The sequence below is a fragment of the Streptomyces fuscigenes genome, from assembly GCF_021556455.1.
GTDB lineage: Bacteria > Actinomycetota > Actinomycetes > Streptomycetales > Streptomycetaceae > Streptomyces > Streptomyces fuscigenes.
On sequence record NZ_JAKGCV010000092.1, the window covers coordinates 1 to 16,066 of the forward strand.

Annotated in this window: 14 protein-coding genes; 1 reads left to right on the top strand and 13 read right to left on the bottom strand. The window is 72.4% G+C overall.

The window, feature by feature from the left end; translation table 11 throughout:
- Positions 1–304 precede the first annotated feature (304 nt).
- The 13 genes from metK to pyrR form a co-directional block, all read right to left on the bottom strand.
- Entirely contained in the window at positions 305–1,528 is a 1,224-nt protein-coding gene (gene metK, locus L1885_RS10960; RefSeq protein ID WP_235796860.1) for a methionine adenosyltransferase, read from the bottom strand.
- 286 nt (positions 1,529–1,814) lie between these two features.
- A complete protein-coding gene (gene coaBC, locus L1885_RS10965; protein ID WP_235796861.1) occupies positions 1,815–3,026 on the bottom strand; it encodes a bifunctional phosphopantothenoylcysteine decarboxylase/phosphopantothenate--cysteine ligase CoaBC in 1,212 nt (403 codons plus the stop codon).
- A 144-nt stretch (positions 3,027–3,170) separates the two neighbouring features.
- Positions 3,171–3,443: a DNA-directed RNA polymerase subunit omega gene (gene rpoZ / locus L1885_RS10970; RefSeq protein ID WP_030907161.1), complete on the bottom strand. Its 273-nt coding sequence runs from the start codon at positions 3,441–3,443 to the stop codon at positions 3,171–3,173.
- 97 nt (positions 3,444–3,540) lie between these two features.
- Positions 3,541–4,104, bottom strand: a complete 564-nt coding sequence (gmk, locus tag L1885_RS10975) for a guanylate kinase (RefSeq protein WP_235796862.1) — start codon at positions 4,102–4,104, stop codon at positions 3,541–3,543.
- 38 nt (positions 4,105–4,142) lie between these two features.
- Positions 4,143–4,466 carry an integration host factor, actinobacterial type gene (locus tag L1885_RS10980; RefSeq protein WP_235796863.1) on the bottom strand — a complete coding sequence of 108 codons (324 nt, stop codon included), beginning with the start codon at positions 4,464–4,466 and terminating at the stop codon, positions 4,143–4,145.
- Between the two features lie 219 nt (positions 4,467–4,685).
- Complete coding sequence (gene pyrF / locus L1885_RS10985) at positions 4,686–5,645, bottom strand: orotidine-5'-phosphate decarboxylase (RefSeq protein ID WP_308117305.1); 960 nt, start codon at positions 5,643–5,645, stop codon at positions 4,686–4,688.
- A gap of 77 nt (positions 5,646–5,722) precedes the next feature.
- Positions 5,723–6,832: a quinone-dependent dihydroorotate dehydrogenase gene (locus tag L1885_RS10990; protein WP_235796864.1), complete on the bottom strand. Its 1,110-nt coding sequence runs from the start codon at positions 6,830–6,832 to the stop codon at positions 5,723–5,725.
- Between the two features lie 8 nt (positions 6,833–6,840).
- Complete coding sequence (carB, locus tag L1885_RS10995) at positions 6,841–10,158, bottom strand: carbamoyl-phosphate synthase large subunit (protein WP_235796865.1); 3,318 nt, start codon at positions 10,156–10,158, stop codon at positions 6,841–6,843.
- A complete protein-coding gene (gene carA, locus L1885_RS11000; RefSeq protein ID WP_235796866.1) occupies positions 10,151–11,299 on the bottom strand; it encodes a glutamine-hydrolyzing carbamoyl-phosphate synthase small subunit in 1,149 nt (382 codons plus the stop codon). Before carA ends, carB begins: the two co-directional genes overlap by 8 nt.
- On the bottom strand, positions 11,296–11,946 hold the full coding sequence (locus L1885_RS11005; RefSeq protein ID WP_235796867.1) for a PH-like domain-containing protein: 651 nt from the start codon (positions 11,944–11,946) through the stop codon (positions 11,296–11,298). The genes carA and L1885_RS11005 overlap by 4 nt, the downstream gene beginning before the upstream one ends.
- Entirely contained in the window at positions 11,943–13,235 is a 1,293-nt protein-coding gene (locus L1885_RS11010; protein WP_235796868.1) for a dihydroorotase, read from the bottom strand. Before L1885_RS11010 ends, L1885_RS11005 begins: the two co-directional genes overlap by 4 nt.
- Complete coding sequence (locus L1885_RS11015; RefSeq protein ID WP_235796869.1) at positions 13,232–14,275, bottom strand: aspartate carbamoyltransferase catalytic subunit; 1,044 nt, start codon at positions 14,273–14,275, stop codon at positions 13,232–13,234. Before L1885_RS11015 ends, L1885_RS11010 begins: the two co-directional genes overlap by 4 nt.
- 117 nt (positions 14,276–14,392) lie before the next feature.
- Entirely contained in the window at positions 14,393–15,031 is a 639-nt protein-coding gene (pyrR, locus tag L1885_RS11020; RefSeq protein WP_308117304.1) for a bifunctional pyr operon transcriptional regulator/uracil phosphoribosyltransferase PyrR, read from the bottom strand.
- Positions 15,032–15,228: 197 nt separating this feature from the next.
- Between pyrR and bldD the strand changes: the two genes are divergently transcribed.
- On the top strand, positions 15,229–15,729 hold the full coding sequence (bldD, locus tag L1885_RS11025; RefSeq protein ID WP_235796870.1) for a transcriptional regulator BldD: 501 nt from the start codon (positions 15,229–15,231) through the stop codon (positions 15,727–15,729).
- The last annotated feature ends 337 nt before the right edge of the window (positions 15,730–16,066 follow it).

Genomic DNA, 16,066 nt, shown 5'->3' on the forward strand with positions numbered 1-16,066 from the left:
CGGGGGCCGGGGAAGGTCGTCGGCCGCCCGTCGCCCGGCGGCGGCGCGGTACTCGGCGGTGACGAGGGCCGGCCCCCGTCGCGCGGGACCTTCCGTCCCGGGGCGAGCACGGCGCGGCCCTCCCCGTGGTCCCGCTCCAGCCGCGCCGCGTGCTCGGCGAGGGACGCCTCGACGCGGTCCCGGGCGCGGTGCGGGTGAACTCCACCACGGACACGGGCCCGACGCGCCGGGGCCCGGTCCCCCGCCGTGGCGGAGGGCCGGGCCCCTGCTGTGCGTCGCGTGCCGCGCCTCGTACGGGTGCGGGTCAGACGCCCGTGGCCTCGCGGAGCGCGTCGACGCGGTCCGTGCGCTCCCAGGTGAACTCGGGCAGCTCCCGGCCGAAGTGGCCGTAGGCCGCCGTCTTCGCGTAGATCGGGCGCAGCAGGTCGAGGTCGCGGATGATCGCGGCCGGACGCAGGTCGAAGACCTGCGCGATCGCCTTCTCGATCTTCTCGTGGTCGACGGTGGCGGTGCCGAAGGTCTCCACGAACAGGCCGACCGGCTCGGCCTTGCCGATCGCGTAGGCGACCTGGACCTCGCAGCGGGCGGCGAGGCCCGCGGCGACGACGTTCTTGGCGACCCAGCGCATCGCGTAGGCGGCCGAGCGGTCGACCTTCGACGGGTCCTTGCCGGAGAAGGCACCGCCGCCGTGGCGGGCCATGCCGCCGTAGGTGTCGATGATGATCTTGCGGCCGGTGAGGCCCGCGTCGCCCATCGGGCCGCCGATCTCGAACCGGCCCGTGGGGTTGACGAGCAGGCGGTAGCCCTCGGTCTCCAGCTTGATGCCGTCCTCCACGAGCTGCTGGAGCACGTGCTCCACCACGAACTCGCGGATGTCGGGCGCGAGGAGCGAGTCGAGGTCGATGTCGGAGGCGTGCTGCGAGGAGACGACGACCGTGTCGAGGCGGACGGCCTTGTCGCCGTCGTACTCGATGGTGACCTGCGTCTTGCCGTCCGGGCGCAGGTACGGGATGGTCCCGTTCTTGCGGACCTCGGAGAGGCGGCGGGAGAGCCGGTGCGCGAGGTAGATCGGCAGCGGCATCAGCTCGGGCGTCTCGTCGCACGCGTAGCCGAACATCAGGCCCTGGTCGCCGGCGCCCTGCTTGTCCAGGTCGTCGTCGTCGACGCCGGAGGCGGCACCGCCGACGCGCTTCTCGTACGCCGAGTCGACGCCCTGCGCGATGTCGGGCGACTGCGCGCCGATGGACACCGACACGCCGCAGGAGGCGCCGTCGAAGCCCTTCTTCGAGGAGTCGTAGCCGATTTCGAGGATCTTGTTGCGGACCAGCTGGGCGATCGGGGCGTACGCCTTCGTCGTCACCTCGCCGGCGACGTGGACGAGACCCGTGGTGATCAGGGTCTCGACGGCGACACGCGAGGCGGGGTCCTCGGTCAGAAGCGCGTCGAGGATGGTGTCGCTGATCTGGTCAGCGATCTTGTCGGGGTGACCCTCGGTCACGGACTCCGAGGTGAACAGGCGGCGGGACACATCGCTCCCTGGGGTTGCAGCGGCTGCTGACTGATCAGCTGATCATTTACGGCTGTGGAGTACGGACTGGAGGCTGCTCCCGGCCCTACTCTGGCGCCAGTTTATCGGTCGCCCCGCGCCGGGAGTCCAGGTATCTCGCTCCGTGGTCGCGGTGTGGCCCGTCTTACCCGCGCGCGATACGCACAGGGAAGGGCTTATCACCCTTTTTGCCGGAATTTTTGCGTCTCGCGCGCCCCGGCGCGCCGTCCACTTCGCGGGACGGCCGCCCAGCATGCGGACTCCGCTGTCATGACCTGGGCAAGCGTGGCGCCACCAGGTCCCAGACGGTGTCCGCGAGCGCCTCCTTCGGCCCGTAGGGCACGACCGTCTCGCCCCCGTCCGCGGCCAGCACCACGGCCTCGCTCTCGGCGGCGCCGAAGGTCTTGTCGACCCCGACCTCGTTGACCACGAGCAGGTCGCAGCCCTTGCGGCGGAGCTTCGCGCGCCCGTTGTCGAGGACGTCGTCCGTCTCGGCCGCGAAGCCCACGACGACCTGGCCGGGCACCGGCCGCACGGCCGAGAGCTCCGCCAGGATGTCCGGGTTGCGCACGAGCTCCAGCGGGGCGGGCTCGGCCCCGTCCTTCTTCTTGATCTTGCCCGTCGCGTACGCGGCGGGCCGGAAGTCCGCCACCGCGGCGGCCATCACCACCGCGTCGGCGTCCGCGACGGCCTTGAGCGCGGCGTCGCGCAGCTCCAGGGCCGTCCCGACGTGGACCACGTCGGCGCCCGCCGGGTCGGCCAGGCCCGTGTTCGCCTCGATGAGCGTCACGCGGGCGCCCCGCGCCACCGCCGTGCGGGCGAGGGCGAAGCCCTGCTTGCCGGACGAGCGGTTGCCGAGGAAGCGGACCGGGTCGAGGGGTTCGCGGGTGCCGCCCGCGCTGATCACCACGTGCCGGCCGGCGAGGTCCGGCTCCCCGGCCCCGCGCGCGAGCGCCCTGCGGCAGACCTCGAAGATCTCCCCGGGATCGGGCAGGCGTCCCTTGCCGGTGTCCACGCCCGTGAGCCGGCCGACGGCCGGTTCCACGACGATCGCGCCGCGCCGCCGCAGGGTCGCCACGTTCTCCCGGGTGGCCGGGTGCTCCCACATCTCCGTGTGCATGGCGGGCGCGAAGACGACGGGGCAGCGCGCCGTCAGGAGGGTGTTGGTCAGCAGGTCGTCCGCCAGGCCGTGCGCCGCCTTCGCCAGCAGGTCCGCCGTGGCCGGGGCGACGACGACCAGGTCGGCGGCCTTGCCCGTGCGCACGTGCGGCACCTCGTGGACGTCCTTCCAGACCTCCGTGGACACCGGGCGCCCGGACAGCGCGGACCAGGTGGCCTCACCGACGAAGTGGAGCGCGGAGGCCGTGGGCACCACGGTCACCTCGTGCCCCGACTCGGTGAGCCTGCGCAGCAGCTCACACGCCTTGTACGCGGCGATGCCGCCCGCCACTCCCAGAACGACCTTCGGCCTGTCCGCCATGCTTCCTGCTCCCGGCTGCCGCGGGGGACGGTCCGCCCCGTTCCCACTGCTCCCATGACACACCACAGGCCCGGCAGTCGTCTGCCGGGCCTGTGGACAACGCGTCGATCATATGACCAACCCGCTCGCGAGCGTTCCGCGACGCTACTGGGCCGGGGCCTCGATGGCCTCGGAGGTCAGCAGCCCCGCGTTGATCTCGCGCAGGGCGATCGAGAGGGGCTTCTCGTGCACGTGGGTGTCCACGAGCGGGCCCACGTACTCCAGCAGGCCCTCACCGAGCTGCGAGTAGTACGCGTTGATCTGGCGGGCGCGCTTGGCCGCGTAGATCACCAGGCTGTACTTGGAGTCCGTGGCCTCGAGCAGCTCGTCGATCGGCGGGTTGATGATGCCCTCGGGCGGGGTCATGGAAGAGGACACTCTCTGGCCTTCCGAAGATTGAACAGGGATCCAGGAATTCAGGAGCCGGACGGGCCGGTGGCGAACGCGCCGAGCGGTCCGGCCGGGAAGTCCTGAATCAAGACACTTCCATCAAGGCTAGCAGCTCGCGCGCGACGTCCTCGACGGAGGTGTTGACCAGGGTGGTGTCGAACTCGGACTCGGCGGCGAGCTCGATCCGCGCGGCGGCGAGCCTGCGCTCGATCACGTCGGCCGGCTCGGTCCCGCGACCCGTCAGCCTGCGCACCAGTTCGTCCCAGTCGGGCGGGGCCAGGAAGACGAGCCGGGACTCCCCCATGGACTCCCGGACCTGCCGGGCGCCCTGGAGGTCGATCTCCAGCAGCACGGGCTCGCCCGCGTCGAGCCGGTCGAGGACCGCCGCGCGGGGCGTGCCGTAGCGGTTGCCCGCGAATTCGGCCCATTCCAGCAGCTCGCCGTTGGCGACGAGCTTGTCGAACTCGTCGTCCGTCACGAAGAAGTACTGGACGCCGTGGCGCTCGCCCGGCCGTGGCTTCCTCGTCGTCGCCGACACCGAGAGCCATACCTCGGGATGGGCCTTGCGCATATGCGCGACGACCGTGCTCTTGCCGACCCCGGAGGGCCCGGAGAGCACGGTCAGCCGCTGACGTGCCTCTGCTGCCATGCAGCGATTATCCAGGTTTCCGGGAGTGCCCGGAAACCTCACGCCGTGGTGCTGCCGAACTCACGCTCGAGGGAAGCGATCTGGTTCGAGCCCAGACCGCGCACACGGCGGCTCTCGGAGATGCCGAGGCGCTCCATGATCTGCTTCGCACGGACCTTGCCGACGCCGGGCAGCGACTCGAGCAGGGCGGAGACCTTCATCTTGCCGATGACGTCGTTCTCCTGGCCCTGCTTGATGACGTCGTGCAGGGACGCACCGGAGTGCTTGAGTCGGTTCTTGACCTCGGCCCGCTCCTTGCGAGCCGCGGCGGCCTTGTCGAGCGCGGCTTTGCGCTGTTCAGGGGTAAGGGGCGGAAGAGCCACGCCTACGTCACCTCGGATGTCGAACTGTCGGATACGGACCGGCGCGGGAGCTGCACCCCCGCACCAGGCGAGCAACGGACGAGGGTTCGCCCGCTGTCTCTGGTGGGGAGACTATCGGCCTCGACCGCCGGAGTCAGCGAGAACAGATGAAAAGTCCCTGGTCAGCATCGCTCGACCGGCATATTTCCGACATTCCGCACCTCTTTTCGACTCCAGCCTTTACCTGAACCCCTCATTCCGGTGGCCCACAGCGGCTCTCACCTCGTCGGAGAGGCGCTCCGCTGCCTCCCTCAGGGCCGCCGCGCCGGGCCCGTGCCGGAGGATGCCGCGGCTCACGCTCGGCACCACGTCGCCCACCGCGGCGCCGAAGACCGCCGGCAGATCGGCGGGCGTCGCGCCCTGCGCGCCGATGCCGGGCGCGAGCAGCGGCCCGTTCACACCGAGGAGGTCCACTCCCGCGTCACCGAGGGTCGCGCCGACCACCGCGCCCACCGAGCCGAGCACCCGGGCGCCGGCGCCGCCCGGGTTCTCCGGGTCCGGCGGATTCCCTCCGTTTCCTGAGGTCCCGGAGGTCCCGGAGCTCCCGGAGCTCCCGGAGTGCGCCCGGTTCTTCCGGTCTTCCCGGTTCTCCCGTGCGATGTGGTCGAGCACCACCTGCGCGAGCGACCGGCCGTCCGCGGCGGCGGCGCGCTGCACCTCCGCGCCCTCCGGGTTCGAGGTGAGCGCGAGGACGAAGACGCCCGCGCCGCTCGCCTGCGCCAGGTCGAGCGCGGGCCGCAGGGAGCCGAAGCCCAGGTACGGGGAGAGCGTCACCGCGTCCGAGAACAGCGGGGAGCCGGGATCCAGGTAGGTCGACGCGTAGGCGGCCATCGTGGAGCCGATGTCGCCGCGCTTGGCGTCCATCAGCACCAGCGCGCCGGCCGCCCGCGCGTCCGCGACCGTCCGCTCCAAGGCCGCGACGCCCCGCGAGCCGAAGCGCTCGAAGAACGCCGACTGCGGCTTGAGCACGGCCACCCGGCCGGCCAGCGCCTCCACGGTCGTGCGGGCGAACCGCTCCAGGCCGGCGACGTCGTCGCCCAGCCCCCACGCCGACAGCAGCGCCGCGTGCGGGTCGATGCCGACGCACAGCGGGCCGCGGGTGTCCATGGCCCGCCGCAGGCGCGCCCCGAACGGCTCCACCGAGCCCACGCGATCCCCCTCGGAGCCGCTCGCGCGACCGTTCTCGCAGCCGCTCGCGCGGCCGTTCTCGCAGCCGCTCACGCGGTCACCTTCCCCGCCTCGGCGCCGACCGCGTCGGCGAGCGTCGCGTACGGGCTCGCGGCCAGGCGCGCGGCCAGGCCCTTGTGGATCCCCCGGGCCCAGAAGGGCCCCTGGTAGATGAAGGCGCTGTAGCCCTGCACGAGGGTGGCGCCGGCGAGGATGCGCTGCCAGGCGTCCTCGGCGTCCGCGACGCCGCCCACGCCCACCAGGGTGATGCGGTCGCCGACGCGCGCGTACAGGCGCCGCAGGACCTCCAGCGACCGCTTCTTCAGGGGCGCGCCGGACAGGCCGCCGGTCTCGGCCGTCAGCGCGGCGGGCGACCTGAGGCCGAGGCCGTCGCGGGCGATCGTCGTGTTCGTGGCGATGATCCCGTCCAGCCCGAGTTCGACGGCGAGGTCGGCGACGGCGTCGACGTCCTCGTCCGCGAGGTCCGGGGCGATCTTCACGAGCAGCGGGACGCGCCGGGCGGGCACGGCCCGGTCGGCGGCCTCCCGCACGGCGCTCAGCAGCGGCCGCAGGTGCCCGACGGCCTGGAGGTCGCGCAGGCCGGGTGTGTTCGGCGAGCTGACGTTGACCACCAGGTAGTCGGCGTGCGGTGCGAGCCGCTCGGCGGACGCCACGTAGTCGCCGACGGCCTCGGCCTCCGGCACGGCCTTCGTCTTGCCGATGTTGACGCCGACGACCGTGCGGAACGTCTCACGGCGCGCGCCGAGCCGGGCCGCGACCGCGACCGACCCGTCGTTGTTGAACCCCATGCGGTTGATCAGCGCCCGGTCGGCGACCAGGCGGAACAGCCGCTTTGGGGGGTTGCCCGGCTGCGGCCGCGCCGTGACCGTGCCGATCTCGACGTGGTCGAAGCCGAGCATCGCCATGCCGTCGATCGCGACCGCGTTCTTGTCGAAGCCCGCGGCCAGCCCGAAGGGGCCGTGCATCCGCAGCCCGAGGGCCTCGGTGCGCAGTTCCTCGTAGCGGGGCGCCAGGGCGCCGGCCACGTACGTGCGCAGGACCGGCACCCGCGCCGCCAGCCGGATCCACCGGAACGCGAGGTGGTGGGCCCGCTCGGCGTCCATGCGGCGGAAGACGAGCCGGAAGAAGAAGGCGTACATGCGGCGCCTCAGTCCTCCCTCGCGGCGGTCAGGTGCTCGGCGTGCTCCTGGAGGGAGCGGACGCCGACCCCGCCGTGGTTGAGCGCGTCGATGCCCTGGACGGCGGCGGCGAGCGCCTGCACCGTCGTCAGGCACGGCACGGCGCGCGCGACGGCGGCCGTGCGGATGTCGTAGCCGTCGAGGCGGCCGCCCGTGCCGTACGGGGTGTTGACGATGAGGTCGACGCCGCCCGCGTGGATCAGCTGGACGATGGTCGGCTCGCCGCCCGGCCCCTCGCCCTCGCTCTGCTTGCGCACGACGGTGGCGTTGATGCCGTTGCGCCGCAGCACCTCCGCGGTGCCGGAGGTCGCCAGCAGCTCGAAGCCGTGGGCGACCAGCTCGCGCGCCGGGAAGATCATCGAGCGCTTGTCCCGGTTGGCGACGGAGATGAAGGCGCGGCCCTTGGTCGGCAGCGGCCCGTACGCCCCGGCCTGCGACTTGGCGTACGCCGTGCCGAAGACGGAGTCGATGCCCATGACCTCGCCGGTGGAGCGCATCTCCGGGCCGAGGACCGTGTCGACGCCGCGGCCCTGGATGTCGCGGAAGCGCGACCAGGGCATGACGGCCTCCTTGACGGAGATCGGCGCGTCGAGCGGGAGGTCGCCGCCGTCGCCGCCGCTGGGCAGCAGCCCCTCGGCGCGCAGTTCGGCGACGGTGGCGCCGAGCGAGATGCGGGCCGCGGCCTTGGCGAGCGGCACGGCCGTCGCCTTGGACGTGAAGGGCACGGTGCGCGAGGCGCGGGGGTTGGCCTCCAGCACGTAGAGGATGTCCCCGGCCAGTGCGAACTGGATGTTGATCAGACCGCGGACGCCGACGCCCCGGGCGATGGCCTCGGTGGAGGCGCGCAGCCGCTTGATGTCGTAGCCGCCGAGCGTGATGGGCGGCAGCGCGCACGCCGAGTCGCCGGAGTGGATGCCGGCCTCCTCGATGTGCTCCATGACGCCGCCGAGGTAGAGCTCGGTGCCGTCGTAGAGCGCGTCGACGTCGATCTCGATGGCGTCGTCGAGGAACCGGTCGACGAGGACCGGCCGGGTGGGGCTGATCTCCGTGGACTCCTCGATGTACGAGGCGAGCCGGGTCTCGTCGTAGACGATCTCCATGCCGCGCCCGCCGAGCACGTACGAGGGCCGCACGAGGACCGGGTAGCCGATCTCGTCGGCGATCGCCTTGGCGCCGGGGAAGGACGTGGCGGTGCCGTGCTTGGGTGCGGGCAGTCCGGCCTCGGCGAGGACCCGTCCGAACGCGCCGCGGTCCTCGGCGAGGTGGATGGCCTCGGGCGAGGTGCCGACGACGGGCACGCCGTTGTCCTTGAGGGCCTGCGCGAGGCCCAGCGGGGTCTGGCCGCCGAGCTGGACGACGACGCCCGCGACGGGGCCGGCCTCGGTCTCCGCGTGGACGATCTCCAGGACGTCCTCCAGGGTGAGCGGCTCGAAGTAGAGCCGGTCGGAGGTGTCGTAGTCGGTGGAGACGGTCTCCGGGTTGCAGTTGACCATGACGGTCTCGTAGCCGGCGTCGTGCAGCGCGAAGGACGCGTGGACGCACGAGTAGTCGAACTCGATGCCCTGCCCGATGCGGTTCGGCCCCGAGCCGAGGATGATCACCGCGGGCTTCTCGCGGGGCGCGACCTCGCTCTCCTCGTCGTAGGAGGAGTAGAAGTACGGCGTCCTGGCCTCGAACTCGGCGGCGCAGGTGTCGACGGTCTTGTAGACCGGGCGGACGCCGAGGGCGTGGCGCACCTCGCGCACGACGTCCTCGCGCAGCCCGCGGATCCCGGCGATCTGCGCGTCGGAGAAGCCGTGGCGCTTGGCCTCGGCGAGCAGGTCCGCGCCGAGTTCGGGGGCGGCGGCGAGCTCGTCGGCGAGCTCCTTGATCAGGAAGAGCTGGTCGACGAACCAGGGGTCGATCCGCGTCGCGTCGAAGACCTCCTCCTGACTGGCGCCCGCCCGGATCGCCCGCATGACGGTGTTGATGCGGCCGTCGGTGGGGGTGCCCGCGGTCTCCAGCAGGGCGGCCTTGTCGAGGCCGGCCGCGTCGCCGGTGAAGTCGAACTGGCTGCCGGCCTTCTCCAGCGAGCGCAGCGCCTTCTGCAGGGCCTCGGTGAAGTTGCGGCCTATGGCCATGGCCTCGCCGACCGACTTCATGGTGGTCGTGAGGGACGAGTCCGCGGCGGGGAACTTCTCGAACGCGAAGCGGGGCACCTTGACGACGACGTAGTCGAGCGTCGGCTCGAAGGAGGCCGGCGTCTTCTCGGTGATGTCGTTCGGGATCTCGTCCAGCGTGTAGCCCACGGCGAGCTTCGCCGCGATCTTCGCGATCGGGAAGCCGGTCGCCTTGGAGGCGAGGGCGGAGGACCGCGAGACGCGCGGGTTCATCTCGATGACGATGACCCGGCCGTCCTCGGGGTTGACCGCGAACTGGATGTTGCAGCCGCCGGTGTCGACGCCGACCTCGCGGATCACGGCGATGCCGATGTCCCGCATCGTCTGGTACTCGCGGTCGGTCAGCGTCATCGCGGGCGCGACGGTGATCGAGTCGCCGGTGTGGACGCCCATCGGGTCGAAGTTCTCGATGGAGCAGACGACCACGACGTTGTCGTTGCGGTCGCGCATCAGCTCCAGCTCGTACTCCTTCCAGCCGAGGATGGACTCCTCCAGGAGCACCTCGGTGGTCGGCGAGAGCATCAGGCCCTGGCCGGCGATGCGGCGCAGGTCCTCCTCGGTGTGCGCGAAGCCGGAGCCCGCGCCGCCCATCGTGAAGGAGGGGCGCACGACCACGGGGTAGCCGCCGAGTTCCTCGACGCCCCCGAGGACGTCGTCCATGGAGTGGCAGATCACCGAGCGGGCCGACTCGCCGTGGCCGATCTTGCGCCGGACCTCCTCCACGACGTCCTTGAACAGCTCGCGGTCCTCGCCCTTGTTGATCGCCTCGACGTTGGCGCCGATCAGCTCGACGCCGTACTTGTCGAGGGTGCCGGCCGCGTGCAGGGAGATCGCGGTGTTCAGCGCGGTCTGGCCGCCGAGGGTGGCCAGCAGCGCGTCCGGGCGCTCCTTGGCGATGATCTTCTCGACGAACTCCGGGGTGATCGGCTCGACGTACGTGGCGTCGGCGATCTCCGGGTCGGTCATGATCGTGGCCGGGTTCGAGTTCACCAGGACGACCCGCAGGCCCTCCGCGCGCAGGACGCGGCAGGCCTGGGTGCCGGAGTAGTCGAACTCAGCGGCCTGGCCGATGACGATCGGTCCCGATCCGATGACCAGGACGGACTGGATATCGGTGCGCTTAGGCACGCTGGTCCTCCATGAGCTGGGTGAAGCGGTCGAACAGGTAGGCGGCGTCGTGGGGTCCGGCGGCGGCCTCGGGGTGGTACTGGACGCTGAAGACCGGGCGGTCGACCAGGCGCAGCCCCTCGACGACGTCGTCGTTGAGGCAGACGTGGGTGACCTCGGCGGGGCCGTAGGGCGTCTCGCTGGTGCCGTCGAGCGGGGCGTCCACGGCGAAGCCGTGGTTGTGCGCCGTGACCTCGACCTTGCCGGTGGTGCGGTCCTGCACGGGCTGGTTGATCCCGCGGTGGCCGTACTTCAGCTTGTAGGTGCCGAAGCCGAGGGCCCGGCCGATCAGCTGGTTGCCGAAGCAGATCCCGAACAGGGGGGTGCCGCGCTCCAGGACTCCGCGCACGACGGTCAGGTCGGCGGTGGCCGGGTCGCCGGGGCCGTTGGCGAGGAAGACGCCGTCGGGCTCGACCGCGTAGACCTCCTCCACGCTCGCGGTGGCGGGCAGGACGTGCACCTCGATGCCGCGCTCGGCCATCCGCTGCGGGGTCATGCCCTTGATGCCGAGGTCGATGGCGGCGACGGTGAACTTCTTCTCGCCGATCGCGGGCACGACGTACGCCTCCTCGGTGGTGACCTCGGCGGACAGGTCCGCGCCGGTCATCTCGGGGGCCTGCCGCACGCGCTCCAGCAGCGTCTCGTCCGGGGCGAGCGCGTCGCCGGAGAAGATGCCGACGCGCATGGCGCCGCGCTCGCGCAGATGCCGGGTCAGGGCTCGGGTGTCGACGCCGCTGATGCCGACGACGCCCTGCTCGACGAGCTCGTCGTCCAGTGTGCGGCGCGAGCGCCAGTTCGACGGGAGGCGCGCGGGGTCGCGCACGACGTAGCCGGAGACCCAGATCCTGCGGGACTCGCGGTCCTCGTCGTTGACGCCGGTGTTGCCGACGTGCGGGGCCGTCATGACGACGACCTGGCGGTGGTAGGAGGGGTCGGTCAGGGTCTCCTGGTAGCCGGACATCCCGGTGGAGAACACGGCCTCGCCGAAGGTCTCCCCCACCGCTCCGTAGGCGCGGCCGCGGAACGTGCGGCCGTCCTCCAGGACGAGTACGGCGGGGGTCGCCTTGGCGGACGCGGTTCCCCGGGTGGACGAGGGGGTCATCGTGCGGGGCCTTCCGTTGTGGCGGTCTGGGGGGTTCGGGGGGCGGCGGACCGGGCGGCCTCGCCGCCGGCGGCGCGTACGGCCGAGGGCAGGGCGTTGACGGCGGCGACCCAGGCGGGGTGCTGCGCCGAGCGGTCGGAGCGGAAGCCGGAGTCGAGCAGGCGGCCGCCGTGCTCCCAGGTCACGACCAGGAGGCCGCCCTCGGCGAGCACCTTCCCGGCGATGCCCTTGTCGAGCCGGGCCTCGCGCAGCCGTGCGGCCGGCACGAAGAAGTCGTTCGCGCCGGGGCGCACGACCTCCAGGCCGTCGTCCGTGAGGGTCAGCTCGACGCGGCTGCGGGCGCCGAGGCCGTGGGCCACGATGCGGTCGAGCCACTGGCCCGCGCTGGTGGAGCCGTGGTAGCGGCCGCTGAGGGTCAGCTTCACCGCGCCCTGGTGCTCCGGCAGGGCCGGCAGCTCGGGGACGTCCGACTGGAGGCTGCCGCGCCACTTCCAGCCCTGGCGCATCAGCCAGTAGACGAGGGCGATGAAGATCACCAGGCCGACGACCCAGCCGATGCGGCCGCTCCAGTCCGTCACGGGCGCCGAGTGCTTGTCCCCGGCGAGCGGGACGGTGGGCAGGAGGGTGGTGAGGTGCGCAGAGGTCATGCCAGCTTCCCGTCGGTGACCGTGGCCTTGCCCCGCAGGAAGGTGTGGGTGACGCGCCCCGGCAGCTCGCGGCCCGCGTAGGGGCTGTTGCGGCTGCGGGAGGCGAAGTCCGCGGGGTCCACCGCTCCACGGTATGCCGGGTCGAGGAGCACCAGGTTCGCGGGCTCGCCCGCCGCGATCGGGCGGCCGTGGCCGGCGAGCCTGCCGATGGCGGCCGGGCGGTGGGACATCCGGTCGGCGACGCCCGCCCAGTCGGTGAGGCCGGTGTCGACCATGGTCTCCTGCACCACGGACAGCGCCGTCTCCAGGCCGACCATGCCCATGGCGGCCGCGGCCCACTCGCAGTCCTTGTCCTCGTGCGGGTGGGGCGCGTGGTCGGTCGCGACGCAGTCGATCGTGCCGTCCGCCAGCGCCTCGCGCAGGGCCATCACGTCGGCGTCGGTGCGCAGCGGCGGGTTGACCTTGTAGACGGGGTCGTAGGAGCGCACCAGCTCGTCGGTGAGGAGCAGGTGGTGCGGGGTGACCTCGGCGGTGACGTTCCAGCCCTTGGACTTGGCCCAGCGGACGATCTCCACGGAGCCCGCGGTCGAGAGGTGGCAGATGTGCACGCGCGAGCCGACGTGCGCGGCCAGCAGCACGTCGCGGGCGATGATCGACTCCTCGGCGACGGCGGGCCAGCCGCCGAGGCCGAGCTCGGAGGAGACGACGCCCTCGTTCATCTGGGCGCCCTCGGTGAGCCGGGGCTCCTGGGCGTGCTGGGCGACGACGCCGTCGAACGCCTTCACGTACTCCAGGGCGCGCCGCATGATCACGGCGTCGTCCACGCACTTGCCGTCGTCGGAGAAGACGCGGACCTGCGCGGCCGAGTCGTGCATCGCGCCGAGTTCGGCGAGCTGCTTGCCCTCCAGGCCGACGGTGACCGCGCCGACGGGCTGCACGTCGCAGTAGCCGGACGCCTGCCCGAGCCGCCAGACCTGCTCGACGACGCCGGCGGTGTCGGCGACGGGGAAGGTGTTGGCCATGGCGTGGACGGCGGTGAAGCCGCCCTTCGCGGCGGCCCTCGTGCCTGTCAGGACGGTCTCGGAGTCCTCGCGGCCCGGCTCGCGCAGGTGCGTGTGGAGGTCGACGAGACCCGGCAGCAGGATCTGCCCCGCGGCCTCGACGACCGTGGCGCCGCCGGCGTCGAGGCCGGGTGCGACCCGGCTGATCGTCTCGCCGTCGATCAGGACGTCCTGGGCGTCGCCGCCGAGCACCCGGGCACCGCGGATCAGGATCTTGTTCGTGCTCACTTGCTCTCCTCGGTGACGGTCGCTTCGGTCGCTCGGGGGTCGGTGGCTCGGGCGTGGGCCACGGCCGGCTCGTTGCCGCCGAGCAGCAGGTACAGGACGGCCATGCGGATGGAGACGCCGTTCGCGACCTGCTCGACGATCGTGGCGCGCGGCGAGTCGGCGACCTCGGCGGTGATCTCCATGCCGCGGTTCATGGGACCGGGATGCATCACGAGGGCTCCGTCCGGCATGCGGTCCATTCGGTCCGCGTCGAGCCCGTAGCGGCGGGAGTACTCGCGCTCGGTGGGGAAGAACGCCGCGTTCATGCGCTCCCGCTGGACGCGCAGCATCATCACGGCGTCCGTGCCGGGCAGCGCCTCGTCCAGGTCGTAGGAGACCCGGCAGGGCCAGGAACCGACGCCGACGGGCACCAGGGTCGGCGGGGCGACCAGGGTCACCTCGGCGCCGAGGGTGTGCAGGAGCAGGACGTTGGAGCGGGCGACGCGGCTGTGCAGCACGTCGCCGACGATCGTGACGCGCACGCCGGCCAGGTCCTTGCCGAGGCCCTCGTCGGCGCCGACGATCCTGCGGCGCAGGGTGAAGGCGTCCAGCAGGGCCTGCGTGGGGTGCTCGTGGGTGCCGTCGCCCGCGTTGACGACCGCGCCGTCGATCCAGCCGGAGGTGGCGAGGCGGTAGGGGGCGCCGGAGGCGCCGTGGCGGATGACGACGGCGTCGGCGCCCATGGCCTCCAGGGTGAGGGCGGTGTCCTTGAGGGACTCGCCCTTGGAGACCGAGGAGCCCTTGGCGGAGAAGTTGATGACGTCGGCCGACAGCCTCTTGGCGGCGACCTCGAAGGACGTCCTGGTCCGGGTGGAGTCCTCGAAGAACAGGTTGACGACGGTCCGCCCGCGCAGGGTCGGCAGCTTCTTGATCGGCCGGTCGGCGACGCGCGCCATCTCCTCGGCCGTGTCGAGGATGAGGACGGCGTCGTCGCGGGTGAGGTCGGCGGCGGAGATCAGGTGGCCTGGTGTCCGGGGGTTGGCCCCGGGGAGACGCAGCATCTCGGTGTGCTCCGGTGGGTCTTGGTGCAGGGGCGCGCACGGGTGCGCGCCGGCAGCCGTGGCATTTCGGTACGGGGCCTCGCGCCGGGGCGCGGCGGTCCCCGCCGGGGACGGTGGCTAGCGCTCGCCGGAGGCCGGCTGCGCGCTGTCCCGTTCGCCGGACGCGGAGCGCCCGACGCCGAGCAGCACGGTGTCCCGGCCGTCCATCTCGCTGAGCTGCACCTTCACGGTCTCCCTGAGGGAGGTCGGGAGGTTCTTGCCGACGTAGTCGGCACGGATGGGCAGCTCCCGGTGGCCGCGGTCGACGAGGACCGCGAGCTGGACGGCGCGCGGGCGGCCGATGTCGCCGAGGGCGTCGAGCGCGGCGCGGATCGTGCGGCCGGAGAAGAGGACGTCGTCGACGAGGACGACCAGCCTCCCGTCGATCCCCTCGCCGGGGATGTCGGTGCGCGCGAGGGCGCGGGCCGGCCGCAGCCGCAGGTCGTCGCGGTACATCGTGATGTCGAGCGAGCCGACGGGCACCGCCCTGCCGGTGATCTCCTCGAGCTTGGCCGCGACCCTGCGGGCGAGGAACACGCCGCGGGTGGGGATGCCGAGGATCGTGACGTCGTCCGCGCCCTTGGCGCGTTCCACGATCTCGTGGGCGATGCGGGTGAGCACCCGGGCGATGTCGGGCGCCTCGAGGACGGGACGGGCCGCACCGGGCGGTGTCGTGCTGTGTGCGCTGCCTGCGCTGTCTGCATCCATGGAACTCATGGAAAACGGACCTCCTTCTCCGCCTCACGGGACGGACGTTAAAGGACGTCATGATTGCGCCATGCATCCTACCAGTGGCGGAAGGGGCACCCGCGGGGCACCCTCGGGAGTATCCGGTACGGACCATCCGGCTTGACGCATCAGGGTAACGCTGCGTAACCTTACAGTGAGTTACGAGACTTCGTCCGGGGAGCTATATGTCCAGCGAATACGCAAAACAGCTCGGGACCAAACTTCGGGCCATCCGCACCCAGCAGGGTCTCTCGCTCCACGGTGTGGAGGAGAAGTCCCAGGGGCGCTGGAAGGCCGTCGTGGTGGGTTCGTACGAGCGCGGCGACCGTGCCGTGACCGTGCAGCGCCTTGCCGAGCTCGCTGATTTCTACGGCGTCCCGGTGCAGGAGCTGCTTCCCGGCACGACCCCCGGCGGGGCCGCCGAGCCGCCGCCGAAGCTGGTCCTGGACCTGGAGCGGCTCGCGCACGTGCCCGCGGAGAAGGCCGGTCCCCTCCAGCGGTACGCGGCGACGATCCAGAGCCAGCGCGGGGACTACAACGGCAAGGTGCTGTCGATCCGCCAGGACGACCTCCGCACGCTGGCCGTGATCTACGACCAGTCCCCGTCGGTCCTCACGGAGCAGCTGATCAGCTGGGGCGTGCTGGGCGCCGACGCCAGGCGCGCGGTGGCCCACGAGGACGCCTGACGGCCTGCGCCCCCAGGGACATAACAGCAGAAACGTCACGTCCTGAGGGGCGGGCTCCCCGTCGCGGGAGCCCGCCCCTCGGCATATGCGCACCGTGATTGCCCGCCCTCTCACCCGTCCGGCGCAGCGGCGCCCTCCCGCGCGGCCCGCGCCCGCGGCGCACGGGCCTCCTGGCCCGCGGGCGGCTGCGGGGCCTGCCGTACCGGCGTCGGTTTTCGGACAGTGCCATCTTTCGTGCGCCCCCTCCGCGCGCCGACGGCGCGCCGGGGCACGCCCCGGGCCGCATGGCCGGTGTCCCTCGCGTACCGCCCTCCGGGCGCGCCCGGGCGCCCGGTGG